Source organism: Shewanella sp. GXUN23E (genome assembly GCF_050865035.1).
GTDB lineage: Bacteria > Pseudomonadota > Gammaproteobacteria > Enterobacterales > Shewanellaceae > Shewanella.
Genome location: NZ_JBOZWP010000015.1, coordinates 1 through 14,033 on the forward strand (window position 1 = coordinate 1; position 14,033 = coordinate 14,033).

Here is a 14,033-nt window from a genome sequence, read left to right on the forward strand (position 1 = left end):
TACCCAAGGTGATTTTTGCTAGGTTAAAAATCAATCTAAAAAAACAGCGGGTTGCGCGAGATTTTGCCAAGTGGTCAGAGGTGAGAAAATGCGCATGCGCACAATACAAATGTTATACGAATCGAAGCATGAACAGAGTCACTCAGAAAATCCAATATCATCTTTCAGAGAACGGATTAAGCAATGTCAATGGAAGTCCATACGACAATGCATATGACCTTTTCAAAAAGGATAGAAATGAAGTCAACCTGATCGTCATGGGAACCAATGGAAACATGACCGATTATGGAAAAACCAATAAAGAATGGGTTTCTGAAAGATCAAGAAAACCCGACTATTGCCACCTATCGTTAGGCGACTGGGGAAAATCACCTCTACGCGAAGAACTCTTAAAGCTACCAGATATCTTAAATAACCATTACGGAAGTGGAACTTTCGACAAGTCAAGAATGATTCTTACAAATGGTCTTCTCTTGGCCTCCCAAGGAGTTTCGGATATCCCCAATAGATTTAAACTTCTGAAGAGGCAGGACACCAAATTCAACCGCATTGGTGATCTTGTTAAGTCTTCAATGAATTTTTTCCATAATTGCACTCTATCTCTGTCCAGGCCTAGCGTTATATTTGCATATGGTAATGCCGACTCTGGTCATTCTGCATGGAGATATCTAACACAGTACTACAAAGTTAAAAGCAATATCGTATCTATCCCCAAGGGAAACACTGGAAATTACAAATTTTGCTCTATAAATGTTGAAGGCAGAAATGTTCACGTAATAGGCTCGCCTCACCCTTGCTATGGCTACAATAACCTTGAGGGCGATCTAATAAGTAAAGGCATATCAAAAATATGTTGATTCGCCAAATCGTGTAACAAACGCATTAAAGCCGACCCATTACACGCTTGCTGGGTCGGCACAAGGCCTAAAATACTAGCAAGCGTGTAATGGGCGCCTTATGCGGGCGTTAATTCCCTTGCCCTCAAGTAACTAATGTCCCGAAGTTAGATACATGGGCGTTGAAGATTGCACCGCTTCCCCTTTGGAGCCGCCGAAGGGTGTTGATGAAAATAGCGTGGGCTTGGCATGGCCATTCTCAGGCATCCATCCTTTCATGGCATTTGGACATCCTGTCCGGCAGATTCCTCGCAGGCTCAGTCGAATCAAGGGCGAGTATCGCGCAGCGATAAGCTAAAGAACGCGAGACAGGGTGAGCATGCCGAAGGCATTTGTCGCGAACGAGAGCCATGGATGGCGAACTGGCTTTTGTGCAGGGATGCATTTGGCTTCGATTTCGACCAAGCGCAGCTCGGTAACCGACCCAGTAGAAGACAGTTGTGAACAGGTAAACCTCAAATCTCGCCCAAGTAAAACTTGGCAAAGTATGCGTCACTGCCTGACGCCATCAGGCCAAAAAAACGGGGCCACTTGGGCCCCAAAGGTGAGCAAAAACATTGGGAATGCTCTTGCAGGGAAGTGTGTTGAATCCAGCGCTGGCTCTGTTGCCTGGGAAATTTAACGCTGTCCTCTGAACGTCTGCTCAGTATTGAAAACCTTCTACATCACGGGCGGCGAATTCCGCTAACTCTGACCAAACCACCGAATCCATTAAGCTGGTGATAAACAGGCCTTAATTCAGCTCTGATTATTCTCAATTAAGCTTCGCCAGCACTGGCGCACTCTGACTCAATTCACTGGGGTGAACCAGCGACTGGCACAATTTGTAAGTGCGCGGACTGCGGTTGAGATAGTAGGCCTGGCTGAAGGCTTCACTGGCGACCACTGGTTGGGTTCGCTCGCTCAATTTGCCCAGAATGATATAGCCAAGGGAGGTGTAATCACCGGTCAGTGCATAGCTTTTGGCGAGTGCGTGTCTGGCGTCGGTATCCTGACCACAGATGACCGCATGCAGTGCCACGGCATTCCAGAATTCGGGGGTGTCCACCACAGCGTTGTGTTGCAGGTAGTCGGTCAGTGCCTGACCATAATTGCGCAGCACATTGTTGTCTGTGCTCTGGTTGGACAGCGCCAGCAGCTGGGCATAGCCTGTGTATCTCAGTGCCAGTGCTTCGCCATTGTTGGGCTGCTGGGAGAGCAGGGTATCGAGCAGGGCAATACCTTTATCAATGGATTGGGGCACGCTTTCATGTAACCAGTAACTGGCCAGCAGCAGTGGCTTGAGTCCCTGATCCGCATTTGGGGTGGATTGGATCAGTGCCTGACGCTGACTATCGTTCAGGCTGACATGCAGATCGTCAAGCAGTGCCAGACCTGTGTGGCGGATCACCTGAGCCAGATTCTCCTGAGTCAGCAATTCACTGCTGTGATAGATATCGCGCTCAGTGGCATGGCTGTAGAGACGTACTGTCAGGTAAGCGCCGTCTTCACGCTGGTCAATGCTGACCATCAGCCGTTTGCCCGGCGTTTGCTGGCTGGAGCTGATATAGCGGGTGCGGTAATGGCTGAATTGTTCAATATTGCGCTGCAGGGTTTTGCTGATGCCATAGGCCAGCAACCCCATATGATCCGGCACCGCGGCATTGTTGCTCGACTCGATGGCAATCAGTTGGTTGTCCAGCTCCGGCATACTGGTATGTTCTGCCTGATACAGGGTCAGATAGCCAACGATGGCCACCAACACCAGCAGCATCAGGGTGTCAAACAAGCGATTGGCCAGTGCATTGGCCATTTCGGCGAAGCCTGACAGCAGCGGTTTGTCCGGCGTTGTACTGAGACTGCACAGGGCCTGACTCATGGGGCCGGCAGGAAAAGGCGTGGGCGATTCTGATACCGGCTGGACAGGGCTGACAGGCGGCGTCGCGGACACTGCGGTGTCTACTGTCTGGACGCGGGGCTTGTCGTCGTTGCCGGGATGCTCGCACTCACAGGACAGGGTATCGGCCTCAATGATTTCGATATCGGCGCTGAGCTTGTAACCCCGCTTGGGAATGGTGGTGATGATGCCTGCCTGATCACACTCTGTCAGCAGTTTGCGCAGCTCAAATACCGATTGGGTGACCACCTGCTCGGTGACCACGGCACCTTCCCATACTGACTGGATCAGCTCTTCCCGGGAAAATACGGTTTCCGGATGGCGGGCAAAAAAGCCCAGCAGGTTGACCAGTCTGGGTTCAATGCAGAGTTTTCTGTCCTGAAAACACAATTTCCCCTCACTGACATGCAGGACGAGGTCATTGATTTTGTAACGAACATCAATCATGTGTGTACCCGAAATGGCAAGTCGCCCAAATGGCAGGGGGGAAGGTGAAAGCGCCCTAAATATACGCCCCAGGCGGTTTTACTCCATATTTAATGATGAGATCTGAGAGCCCGCCCAGCAGACTAACGAAGATTAATCTAACGATCACTCCGGGTTGATGGTGTTTGTGCTTTGTAATTGAATCAGTGCCGATTTGTAGCTGACGGGCATGGTTTACGCAGTGAATTGTATGGTCAGTGTTTTGGGCCCACGTTTTATACCAATCCACATAGGAGTTTAGTCACTCAGCGAGAATGAAAAGGCACAGAGGCAAGGACTATATTTGCGCCTGCAATATAGACATTCGCCACATCCATGTGGCTTGCGGCAAGTTGACGGTCTATCGGGATAAATCCCCTTTGATTTTCAACATCAGTGGCGACGCAGTATGTGAGCCTTTTCAACTCGCCCTCTGATGAGCTCAATCTTCTATGCGGATGGGTACTGATCGGACAAAGGCGTTGGCATTGGCTAACTGCCGCATCGATAGCCTGGTTGACAGGTGTCCGCCACGGATGCCGGAAAAATGATGGGTAAACGCCGCGGTTAGCGGCAGGGGAATGGGCGATGGCGCTATCAAGATGCGGCGTTGTGGTGTGTCAGGGAGTATTGCCCAGTTTTCTGGCTTTAAGTTGTTTTTGCTGCACCCGCAGACTGGCCTGCACCAACTGCTCGATATCAGACTCAAGAATGGCGCTGTACTCCATCTGGCTGATAAATTTGCCATCCTGTTCACCGCAGGCGGTGACAGTGGCAATGCACAGAATGTTGATCAGCTCTTCACGGATATACAAAGTGGTTTGGTACTGGCTGCCGGGGGCGAGTGCTGCCGGTGATGACAGAGTAAAACCACTGCCGCCGAAGCTCAATCCCGCATGCTTGCTGCCCGCCTGAACCTCTTTTTCCAGAATATACTGCAGCACCAGATCTACTTTGCGCGATTGCAGTTTGAGAAAGTCCACTACGGCTTTGGCTTCGTTATCCAGATGGCGCAATTGCAGCAGGCAGGCATTTTCCAGCTCTTTGACTTCAGTGATGAGCTTGAGCCCCACGGATTGCATTTCCCGAAGCTGCGCGTCGTTGGGCAGGTGTTTGCCTTGCCAGGGTTCAAGATAGGCTGTGAATTCGTGAGGCACGTTAAAATAGGAATTGTCTGGAGAGATCAAGGCTTGCCTCTTTATTTATGCCGGTATTCCACCTATTATCGTGCCCATTCCTTTGATTTAGCAAGTTTAGCCGTCAGGGGCCAATGAACTTTTCCACACCTTTCTTTATCGGCTACCGCTACTGGCGCGCCCGCAAAGCCAACGCTTTTGCTTCCTTTATTACCTTTTTCGCCGTCAGCGGGATTTTTCTGGGCGTGGCAGCGCTGATTATCGTCTCCAGCGTAATGAATGGTCTGGAAGGTCAGCTCAAGCAGCGAATTCTCGGCGCCGTGCCGCAGATGACAGTGTCGTCTGCTGACGCATTGCGCGATCCCGATGCGCTGCGTCAGGCGCTGCAGAGTTTACCGGGCGTCACTGCTGTGGTTGACAGTGCCTCTACCCAGGCGATGCTGCAATCCCCTTCCAACATTGCGGCGGTGCGGCTGTACGGCGTGTATCCCGGGCAAATCGGTGCTGTGTCCGATGTGGCGCGTCACACCTATGCCGGCTCGTTTGACAGCCTCAAAGCCGGTGAATATCACGTGATCCTCGGCAGTCAGCTGGCCTCCCGTCTGGGCGTCTCGCCCGGCGATACCATCCGCATTCTCAGTGGTGAAGGGGTGGTGTATTCGCCTCTGGGGCCGGTGCCCAGTCAGCGCAAGTTTACTGTCAGCGGCCTGTTTGAGATGGGCTCGCAGGTGGATGCCAATGTGGCGTATATCCAGTATCAGGACGCCAGACGTTTGATGCGTAAAAATCCCGATACTGTCGACACCCTGAGACTCTACCTGCAGGACCCGTTTAATGCACCGGCGCTGACCGCCGCCGTGGAGGCCAAAGCTCGCACCCTGAATGATAAGGTGACAGTCACCGACTGGCGGCAGGACTATGGTCATCTGTTTGGCGCCGTGAAAATGGAAAAGAATATGATGTCGCTGATGCTCAGCCTCATCATCGCGGTGGCGGCCTTCAACATAGTGTCGGCACTGGTGATGATGGTGGTGGACAAGACCGCCGATGTGGCGGTACTGAAAACCCAGGGCATGACCCACACTCAGGTGATGGGGATTTTCATGTTTCAGGGCAGTCTGAATGCCATTATCGGTTTGGTGCTGGGCATTTCTGCCGGTGTGGCGGTCACCCTGAATATCAATCTGGTGCTGCAAACCCTGGGGATTGCCGTGCTGGGGGCGGGCACTCAGTTACCTGCCCAGTTAAGTTTAAGCCAGCTGGGCTCTATCGCCCTGGGCACTATGCTTATCAGCCTGCTGGCAACCCTGTATCCGGCGCTGCGTGCCGCCAAAGTTCAACCCGCCGGAGCCCTGAGATATGAATAGAGAGAAACAGATGCAGGATGTTGTGCTCAGCTGCCGCCAGATCACCAAAACCTATCATGATGGCGCAGCCCAGACCCAGGTGCTCAAAGGCGTGGATCTGGATGTTTATAAAGGCGAGTTGCTGGCGATTGTTGGCAGCTCAGGCTCGGGCAAGAGTACTTTGCTGCATATTCTGGGCACTCTGGATACGCCCTGCAGCGGTGATGTGCTGCTGGGGGATGAGAAACTGTTTGTCCAGGATGCCGCCCGTCAGGCGCAGGTGCGCAATCGCGAGCTGGGTTTTATTTATCAGTTCCATCATTTGTTGCCGGAATTCAGTGCACTGGAAAATGTGGCCATGCCGGCACTGATCGCCGGTGTCCGCCGTAAAGAGGCGCTGGCCAGGGCGCTTGAACTGCTGGAGCAGGTGGGCCTTGGGCATCGCGCCAAACATGCGCCCTCTGAATTGTCCGGCGGTGAGCGGCAGCGCGTGGCCATTGCCAGGGCGCTGATTAATCAGCCTAAAGTGGTGCTGGCCGATGAGCCGACCGGTAATCTGGATGCGGTCAGTGGCGAGGCGGTATATCAGCTTATTCGCGAGCTGGCCGGTCGTCTGGGCATCGCCTTTGTGGTGGTGACCCATGACAATCAGCTGGCCAGCCGTATGGATCGCCGGGTACGCATGCAGGATGGGCATATCGTGCCACAAGAGGTCAACGCATGAGAGGGTTGCTTGGCTTCTGGATTGGATGGCGATTTTACCGGGCCAGACAGGCCAACGGATTTATCAGTTTTATCTCCTTCGCCTCCACCGCCGGCATTGCCCTGGGTGTGGCGGTGCTGATTATTGTGCTGTCTGCCATGAATGGCTTTGAGCGTGAGCTTGAGCAGCGGTTTTTGGGGGTGGTGCCGCACGGTGAGCTGATTGGCGCCGCCGAGCCGCTGCACAGCTGGCCGGATATTGTCAAATCGGCCCAGGTGATCCCGGGTATTGAAGGGGCTGCGCCCTTTATCCGTATTGAGGGGCTGGTGCAAAAGCCCGGTGGTTTTCAGGGATTGGCGGTGACCGGCATAGATACCCGGCTGGAGCCTGATGTCTCGGTGATCCGCGATTTTATGTCGCCACAGGCGTGGGACTCACTGGCCACTGACAGCAATAATATCGTGCTGGGCGCCAGCCTGGCAGCCAAACTTGGACTCAAGGTTGGCGATCTGCTGTCCTTGTATGTCCCCAGCGTCAGCAACGGTGAGGCCAGTCGTCTGGGCAGCGCCAAAAGCCACCGCTTTGTGGTATCCGGCACCTTCAAACTGGGCGGGGAACTGGAGCAAACCAACGCTTATATCCCCATGGCTTACGCCGCCAAATTGCTGAATATGGGTGACACCGTGACGGGTGTGCGCATCAAGACCGCCAATGTGTTTCAGGCGCCAGCGCTTATTCGCGAGCTGGGATTCAAGCAGGATCAATATCTGTACATGAGTGACTGGACCCGCACCCAGGGGCACCTGTATCAGGATATTCAGCTGGTGCGGGTGGTCATGTATCTGGTGCTGGCGCTGGTGATTGCCGTGGCCTGTTTTAATATCGTCTCCACTCTGGTGATGGCGGTGCGCGACAAGGCCGCCGAGATTGCCATTCTGATGACCATGGGTGTCCGGCGCGGTGCAATCATGACGATTTTCATGGTACAGGGCGCATTAAACGGGGTACTGGGTTGTCTGTTGGGGGGCGCGGCCGGTGTGCTGATAGCCCTGAATCTCAGTGCCATCGCCCGCGGTATTGAGCAGCTGTTTTCGGTCAAACTGCTGGCGGCGGATATTTACTTTATTGATTTCCTGCCTTCAAGACTGGAAAGCAGCGACGTATTGATAGTGCTGTCCATGGCCATGGTGATGAGCCTGATTGCCACCATCTATCCGGCGCTGAAAGCCAGCCGTATATTGCCGGCGCAGGCGCTGTCGGGTCGCTGAGTGCAGACGGGCAATGCTTCTGCAATTCAGTCAACACCCGTCAAATCAAGCCAATTAAATCAAACAAATTAACTAAAGAACGAAGCCGGGCAATGCCCGGCTTTTTGGTCTTCAGCCATCCACTATAGCCATTGGCTTTAGCGGCGCTTGCGGCGCTGCCACTTCATCAGGGTGGCGTATTTCCACATGTTGCGCAGGATAAAGTAGCCTGCAGCTGCCCAGCTGATGGCCATGACGGCGCAGCCCAGCAGAAAACTTGGGCCTATGGTGGTGAGTGATGCCTTAATCCAGGCCCAGGACGCTTCAAATTCGAAATGGCTGGCATCCACGCCCAGCAAACTGGCACCCAGCAAATAAGCGACGTAAAACATCACCGGCATGGTCAGTGGATTGGTGATCCACACCAGTGCCACGGAAACCGGGACATTCACTTTGAATACGATGGCCAGCGCGGCGGCCAGCACCATTTGAAACGGAATAGGGATCCAGGCGGTAAACAGACCGACGGCAAATGCGCCGGGCACTGATTTGCGATTGAGTACCCACAGATTGTTGTTGTGCAGCAGATCGCCAAACATTTTCAAATGCTTGTGTTGCTTCAGCGTCTCAGGTTTGGGGATATATCGTTGCAGCAGTTTTTTTGGCATAGGCGGTGTTTACTGTCTTTACTCTAGTCGTATGAACTATTTCCTGTTCGGGTTTTGTCTCACCCTGATCTCAACCATCCTGTGGCCTGACGTGCCCGGACCAGTCTGGTTTCCCGGACTGATTTGCCTCGCCCTGCTGACACTGAAACGACAACCCGTGATTGCCGGATGCCTGATTGCAACCCTGTATTTCAGTCTTTGTCTGTATGGCATGTTCAGTTCGCCAACTGCAGTCTGGTCGTCCTATCAGACGGATGATAAACCGGCAAGCTCAGTGGTGCGCGGCGAAATCATATCACTAGTCTCGGGAGAGGGCGACTGGCTTGGTGCGAATATTCGCCTGTTAAATCCGGGCGGTAGCTGGCCAGCCTACAGCGCCATGAGACTCAGCTGGCCCGAGCCGCCAACGGTGAATGTCGGCGAGGTGTGGGAGTTCCGACTGCGCGTCAAGGGCATCGCCGCTGTGCTCAATGAGGGCGGCTTCAACCAGCAAAAATACTTTTTAAGTCATCATATTATCGCCAAGGGCAGAGTACTGGAGGCGACGTTGCTGGCAACGCCCCAGTCGCTTCGTCAGCGCTTGCTTACCTCCATGGCGCCGCTGACGGCCTCCATGAAAGGTGGCGATCTGTTGTTGGCACTGATGATGGGGGAAACCGGACAGTTGTCCGATGAGCGCTGGCAACAGCTCAGGCAAACCGGCACCGGCCATCTGGTGGCGATATCCGGTTTGCACCTGACGGTGGTCAGCAGCTGGGTGTATCTGCTGGGGATCTGGCTGCTGGGGTGGTTGTGGCCCTCGCAGGGGCGACGCAATCTATTGCTGGCATTGGGCGCGGCGGCGATGTGCGCGACGTTTTATGCCGCCATGGCCGGATTCGGTCTGCCGACAGTCAGGGCGCTGGTGATGCTGTTGATGGTACTGCTGCTGATGGTGAGTAAGCGCTTCGCCTCTCCCTGGGAACGACTGCTGTACGCGCTGTTTGCGGTATTGCTGCTGGATCCGCTATCGCCGCTCAGTGCCGGTTTCTGGCTGTCGTTTGCGGCGCTGGCCATCATTTTACTGACGCTTAGGCCGCTGATGGCCACCCATCTTTCCCAATCCGAGCGACTGCGCGCCGGCGTGCTGGCATTTATCCGGCTGCAACTGCTTTTGTCACTGGGATTGGGAGCGCTGCAGGCCTGGCTGTTTGGTGCCATCAGTCCCTACAGCATACTGGTGAACTTACTGATGGTACCCTGGTTCAGTCTGGTGGTGATCCCGCTGACCTTGCTGGGCGCACTGATCAGTGCACTGGGTCTGGCGCTTGGCATTGTGGGCAATTGGCCCTTGCTGCCGGCGCAGTGGGGCGTGATGCCGCTGCTCTGGCTGCTTCACTGGAGTGACAGCTGGCCCTTCGCCTGGCTGACGCTGCCTGAAGCCTGGCAATGGGCGCTGAGCGCTGTGCTTATCGCCGGTTTGCTTTACTGGCTGCTTCCCGGCAGGCGGATGTTAGCGCTGATGCCATTGTTGCCTCTGGGATTTGCGGCCGCACAGTGGGGATACGTCAGTGCAGCCGGGGATAACGCAGTCAAGCCCTGGCAGGTAGATGTGCTGGATGTGGGGCAGGGATTGGCAGTGGTGATTTCCCGTGAGCACAGAGCGGTCATTTATGACACGGGCGCAGCCTATGGCAGATTTACCTATGCCAGTCGCAGTATTTTGCCGTTTCTGGCGGCCCGGGGGCTGACACAGGTGGACTATCTAATTGTCAGCCATGGTGACAACGACCATGCCGGCGGCGCGGCCCTGCTGAGGCAGACCTTTCCGGATGCGGTGCTGATCACCAATGCCGGGCTTGCATCTGATCCCGGAGTCGGAACGCCCGAGTTACCGGGATCTGAGTTGCCCGAATTGGGTAAAAGGGCCGGGGTGCACCCCTGTCGTTTGACGCAGTGGCAATGGCAGGGGATTGAACTGACCATCTTGGGTCCGCAGGTTCCGCTGGCGGGCAATGATGGCTCCTGTGTGCTGAAAGTCAGTGATGGCAGATTCAGTCTGTTACTGCCGGGGGACATTGAGCTGGCCGGTGAAATGGCGCTGCTGCAGTCGGCCAAAGCCTTATCGGCGCAGGTATTGGTGGCGCCGCATCATGGCAGTCGCACTTCATCGTCCACCGCGTTTATTCAGGCGGTATCGCCAGAGCTGGCGCTGTTTCCCGCAGGCTATGCCAACCAGTATGGCTTTCCCAAGGCTGATGTGCTGCAGCGATACCGGGATTTGGGTATTGCCACGCTGACTACCGGCGAGCAGGGACAAATCAGCATTCGGGTCTATCCGGCGCGGCAGGAGTGGCAGGTGCTCAGTTATCGTACAAACATGGCGCCTTTTTGGTACAACAGGCTGTTTGAGTTTGGAGAGGGAAAAAAAGGGCGGTAGAATGGCGCCTTTGTCGTCAACAGTATAATTTCCACATGACCGCTGCTGAGAAAAATGAAGTCTGGACAGTGTTTAAACGCCTGATGGGGTATCTGACCCCGATGAAGGGCATGTTTATTCTGTCTGTATGCGGACTTGTTACCTATGGTCTGGTCGATGCCACTTTCATCGCCTTTATTAAACCCTTTATCGACGAAGGTTTTGGCGGACAGGCAAGCAATGCCGGACAACTTTCCGGAGTCAGCGGGGCCATGGATGTGGTTACCACTGGCGGCTTTCAGGCCAGTACCGATGTACTGACGCTGGCCCCCCTGGTGGTGATAGGTCTGTTTACCCTCAGGGGCTTGGCCAACTTTGTCTCTACTTATGGCATTTCCTATATGAGTGCCCAGCTCATTATGAAGATGCGTCAGCAAGTGTTTGAGCACTATCTGAATCTGCCGGTCAGCTACATTGACCGGGAAAACTCCGGTAATCTGATTTCCCGTGTCACCTTCGATACCGAGCAGATCGCCCGGGCTTCCGGCAGCGCGCTGATCTCCATCGTCCGCGACAGTGTCACCGTTATCGGTATGCTGGGTCTGATGTTCTGGTACTCCTGGAAACTGTCGCTGTGCATTCTGGTGATTGGTCCTTTGATGGGACTGGTGATGACGCTGGTCAGTCGCCGTTTCCGCAAGGTGTCCAGACAAATCCAGTCCGCCATGGGCGGCGTAACTGCTACCACTGAGCAGATGGTGAAAGGCCACAAGAACGTGCTGGCCTTCGGTGGTCAGGAAACCGAATCCCGCCGTTTCAGCGAAATCAATAACCGCAACCGTCAGCAGAATATGAAACTGGCGGTGGCGCAGGCCATCAGTCAGCCCACTATTATGATCATCGGTTCCTTCGCGCTGGCATTTGTGCTCTATGCCGCCAGCCTGGACAGCATGAAGAGCGAGCTGACTGCCGGTACCTTCGCCACTATTCTGGGTGCCATGCTGGCCATGCTGCAGCCCATTAAAAACCTGACCCGGGTGAATGCCGAATTTCAGCGCGGGATCGCTGCCTGTACCACGATTTTTGAATTGCTGGATACCGAGCCTGAGCCTGATCCCGGTCAATTCAAAGTGGCGCGCGCGACCGGATTGCTGCAGTTCAACGACGTGTCTTTCCGTTATCCACAGCAGGACAGATTGGCGCTGGAGCAGATTAACTTTGAGGTTAAACCGGGCCAGACACTGGCGCTGGTGGGCCGCTCTGGATCAGGCAAGTCGACCATTGCCAGTTTGATCACCCGTTTCTACATAGGGCTGGAGAATGGCAGCATCAAGCTGGATGGCACCAGTATCTATGATTACGATCTGAAAAACCTGCGCAGCCAGGTGGCACTGGTTTCCCAGCAGGTCACCCTGTTCAACGACACGATTGCCAACAACATCGCTTACGCCTATCCGGGTGAAGTCACCCGTGAGCAAATCATTGAAGCCGCAACGCTGGCCCATGCCATGGAGTTTATCGAGCAGTTGCCCGATGGGCTGGATACCATGGTGGGCGAGAACGGCGTGCTGCTGTCCGGCGGTCAGCGTCAGCGTATCGCGATTGCCCGCGCCATGCTGCGCGATGCGCCGGTACTCATTCTGGATGAAGCCACCTCCGCACTGGATACCGAGTCGGAAAAGGCGATTCAGCAGGGGCTGGATAATCTGCGTCATAACCGCACCTCAGTGGTGATTGCCCACAGATTATCGACCATTGAAAGCGCTGATCAGATCCTGGTGGTGGAGCAGGGCAAGATTGTTGAGTCCGGTACTCATGCAACTTTGCTGGAGCACGGCGGCATGTACGCCAAACTCTACCAAATGCAGTTTGGCAGCTAAATGCAGTCACTGGTTCATCAAATCTGGTATGGCAGGCACTGGCTTAAATGGCTTTTGTGGCCGCTGTCCGGCTTGTTCTGGCTGATAAGCAGTGTGCGCCGTCGCCTGTTTGCGCTGGGTATCAAGCCGGTATTTCACGCTCCCGTGCCTGTGATTGTCGTGGGCAATATCACCGCCGGTGGCAGCGGCAAAACGCCCACTGTGCTGTATCTGATTGAGCTGCTCAGGACTGCCGGGTATACCCCCGGCGTCATCAGCCGCGGCTATGGGGTAAACATTCAGGCCCCTATTCTGGTTCAGGCCCATCACAGCAGTGCTGAGGTGGGGGATGAACCTGCCATGATCTTCGCCCGCACCGGCGTGCCCATGGTGGTTGGTCCAAACCGTATTGCGGCGGTAAAAGTGCTGCTGGACAATAAGGTCGGCGTTAACAGTGATTCCGCGCAGGTGGATGTCATTATCTGTGATGATGGCCTGCAGCATTACGCCCTGGGTCGGGATATTGAAATTGCTCTGATTGACGGAGATCGCCGTTTTGGCAATGGCATGCTCATTCCGGCCGGTCCGTTGCGTGAAGGCACCTGGCGACTGGAGAGTGTGGATTTCCGCCTGTGCAATGGCGGCGAGCCTGCCGAACAGGAAATCGCCATGAGTTTATCCCCGTCAGGTCTGAGGCCCGTGCTGGCTGATAATCCTGCCGTGCCGCCTCAGGCTGGCGACGCCGTCGTGGCGATGGCCGGTATCGGTAATCCCGGACGCTTTTTTGCCACGGTGACAGAGCAGGGCTTTGAACTGGCCGGCACCAGAGCCTTTGATGATCATCAGGCCTTCACGCTGGCCGATATCGACTCCCTGTCGGCATCGCTTCCGGTATTGATGACAGAAAAAGATGCGGTTAAGTGTCGCGGTTTTGCAAAACAACACTGGTGGTATTTGGCGGTAGATGCCAAGCTAGGACCAGATTTTGATACTCAGCTGCTGCAAAAAGTCGTGGCAGCCAAAGCGGGAAAACAAGGAAACACCCATGGCGTTCGATAAAAAATTACTGGAAATCGTGGCTTGTCCTGTGTGCAAGGGCAAACTTGAATACCTGAAAGACAAGCAACTACTGGTATGTAAAGCCGATAAGCTGGCCTATCCGATTGAAGACGGTATTCCGGTATTGCTGGAAAACCGTGCCGGTGAGTACCAGAGCGAGGAGTGATCTCCCCTCAAGAGCCAAGCGCCTCCGACCGGAGGCGTTTTGCTTTATACGGATAACTGCTTTGGCACTTTGGCATGATGAACACACAATTGCCCCTGCAGGCGATGTGATCTAGAATCCGCCTCCTTTATTGATATTCTGCGATTCTGCATCCCGATGGCAGGATCTTCCGGCACTGCGCGTGATTGCCTTTACCCTGTTTGACTGTGTCCCA

11 protein-coding genes are annotated in these 14,033 nt (G+C 54.5%); 8 read left to right on the forward strand and 3 right to left on the reverse strand.

The annotated features are described in order from the left end of the window. Positions 1–857, forward strand: an 857-nt coding sequence (locus tag ACRRUX_RS13325) for a hypothetical protein (RefSeq protein ID WP_432531100.1), incomplete at its 5' end; no start/stop codon positions are given. A gap of 793 nt (positions 858–1,650) precedes the next feature. Here ACRRUX_RS13325 and ACRRUX_RS13330 read toward each other — a convergent pair. Next, a complete protein-coding gene (locus ACRRUX_RS13330) occupies positions 1,651–3,219 on the reverse strand; it encodes a winged helix-turn-helix domain-containing protein (RefSeq protein WP_432531102.1) in 1,569 nt (522 codons plus the stop codon). A gap of 638 nt (positions 3,220–3,857) precedes the next feature. Continuing rightward, entirely contained in the window at positions 3,858–4,424 is a 567-nt protein-coding gene (locus tag ACRRUX_RS13335) for a hypothetical protein (RefSeq protein WP_432531104.1), read from the reverse strand. Positions 4,425–4,507: 83 nt separating this feature from the next. Between ACRRUX_RS13335 and ACRRUX_RS13340 the strand changes: the two genes are divergently transcribed. The 3 genes from ACRRUX_RS13340 to lolE are packed head-to-tail and all read left to right on the forward strand — an operon-like array spanning position 4,508 to position 7,690. Continuing rightward, on the forward strand, positions 4,508–5,740 hold the full coding sequence (locus ACRRUX_RS13340; RefSeq protein ID WP_432531106.1) for a lipoprotein-releasing ABC transporter permease subunit: 1,233 nt from the start codon (positions 4,508–4,510) through the stop codon (positions 5,738–5,740). 10 nt (positions 5,741–5,750) lie between these two features. Beyond that, positions 5,751–6,443 carry a lipoprotein-releasing ABC transporter ATP-binding protein LolD gene (gene lolD, locus ACRRUX_RS13345; RefSeq protein ID WP_432531266.1) on the forward strand — a complete coding sequence of 231 codons (693 nt, stop codon included), beginning with the start codon at positions 5,751–5,753 and terminating at the stop codon, positions 6,441–6,443. Then, entirely contained in the window at positions 6,440–7,690 is a 1,251-nt protein-coding gene (gene lolE / locus ACRRUX_RS13350) for a lipoprotein-releasing ABC transporter permease subunit LolE (protein ID WP_432531108.1), read from the forward strand. Before lolD ends, lolE begins: the two co-directional genes overlap by 4 nt. 137 nt (positions 7,691–7,827) lie before the next feature. On the opposite strand, the gene ACRRUX_RS13355 is transcribed toward lolE, so the two are convergent. Beyond that, complete coding sequence (locus ACRRUX_RS13355) at positions 7,828–8,337, reverse strand: DUF2062 domain-containing protein (protein ID WP_432531111.1); 510 nt, start codon at positions 8,335–8,337, stop codon at positions 7,828–7,830. A 31-nt stretch (positions 8,338–8,368) separates the two neighbouring features. On the opposite strand from ACRRUX_RS13355, the gene ACRRUX_RS13360 reads away from it, so the two are divergent. From ACRRUX_RS13360 to ACRRUX_RS13375, 4 genes are read left to right on the forward strand one after another with little or no spacing between them, the layout of a single operon-like run. After that, complete coding sequence (locus ACRRUX_RS13360; RefSeq protein WP_432531113.1) at positions 8,369–10,756, forward strand: DNA internalization-related competence protein ComEC/Rec2; 2,388 nt, start codon at positions 8,369–8,371, stop codon at positions 10,754–10,756. 35 nt (positions 10,757–10,791) lie between these two features. Beyond that, positions 10,792–12,615 (forward strand): lipid A export permease/ATP-binding protein MsbA, encoded by a 1,824-nt coding sequence (gene msbA / locus ACRRUX_RS13365; protein ID WP_432531115.1) that lies wholly within the window; start codon positions 10,792–10,794, stop codon positions 12,613–12,615. Further along, positions 12,616–13,653 (forward strand): tetraacyldisaccharide 4'-kinase, encoded by a 1,038-nt coding sequence (gene lpxK, locus ACRRUX_RS13370; protein WP_432531117.1) that lies wholly within the window; start codon positions 12,616–12,618, stop codon positions 13,651–13,653. After that, a complete protein-coding gene (locus ACRRUX_RS13375; RefSeq protein WP_432531119.1) occupies positions 13,640–13,819 on the forward strand; it encodes a Trm112 family protein in 180 nt (59 codons plus the stop codon). Before lpxK ends, ACRRUX_RS13375 begins: the two co-directional genes overlap by 14 nt. Positions 13,820–14,033 lie beyond the last annotated feature (214 nt).

What these genes read in the sequence shown, in the direction of transcription:
- ACRRUX_RS13330 (WP_432531102.1), bottom strand. Translation starts at nt 3,219, where the DNA reads ATGATTGATGTTCGTTACAAAATCAATGACCTCGTCCTGCATGTCAGT.
- ACRRUX_RS13340 (WP_432531106.1), top strand. Translation starts at nt 4,508, where the DNA reads ATGAACTTTTCCACACCTTTCTTTATCGGCTACCGCTACTGGCGCGCC.
- lolD (WP_432531266.1), top strand. Translation starts at nt 5,751, where the DNA reads ATGCAGGATGTTGTGCTCAGCTGCCGCCAGATCACCAAAACCTATCAT.
- lolE (WP_432531108.1), top strand. Translation starts at nt 6,440, where the DNA reads ATGAGAGGGTTGCTTGGCTTCTGGATTGGATGGCGATTTTACCGGGCC.
- ACRRUX_RS13355 (WP_432531111.1), bottom strand. Translation starts at nt 8,337, where the DNA reads ATGCCAAAAAAACTGCTGCAACGATATATCCCCAAACCTGAGACGCTG.
- ACRRUX_RS13360 (WP_432531113.1), top strand. Translation starts at nt 8,369, where the DNA reads ATGAACTATTTCCTGTTCGGGTTTTGTCTCACCCTGATCTCAACCATC.
- msbA (WP_432531115.1), top strand. Translation starts at nt 10,792, where the DNA reads ATGACCGCTGCTGAGAAAAATGAAGTCTGGACAGTGTTTAAACGCCTG.
- lpxK (WP_432531117.1), top strand. Translation starts at nt 12,616, where the DNA reads ATGCAGTCACTGGTTCATCAAATCTGGTATGGCAGGCACTGGCTTAAA.
- ACRRUX_RS13375 (WP_432531119.1), top strand. Translation starts at nt 13,640, where the DNA reads ATGGCGTTCGATAAAAAATTACTGGAAATCGTGGCTTGTCCTGTGTGC.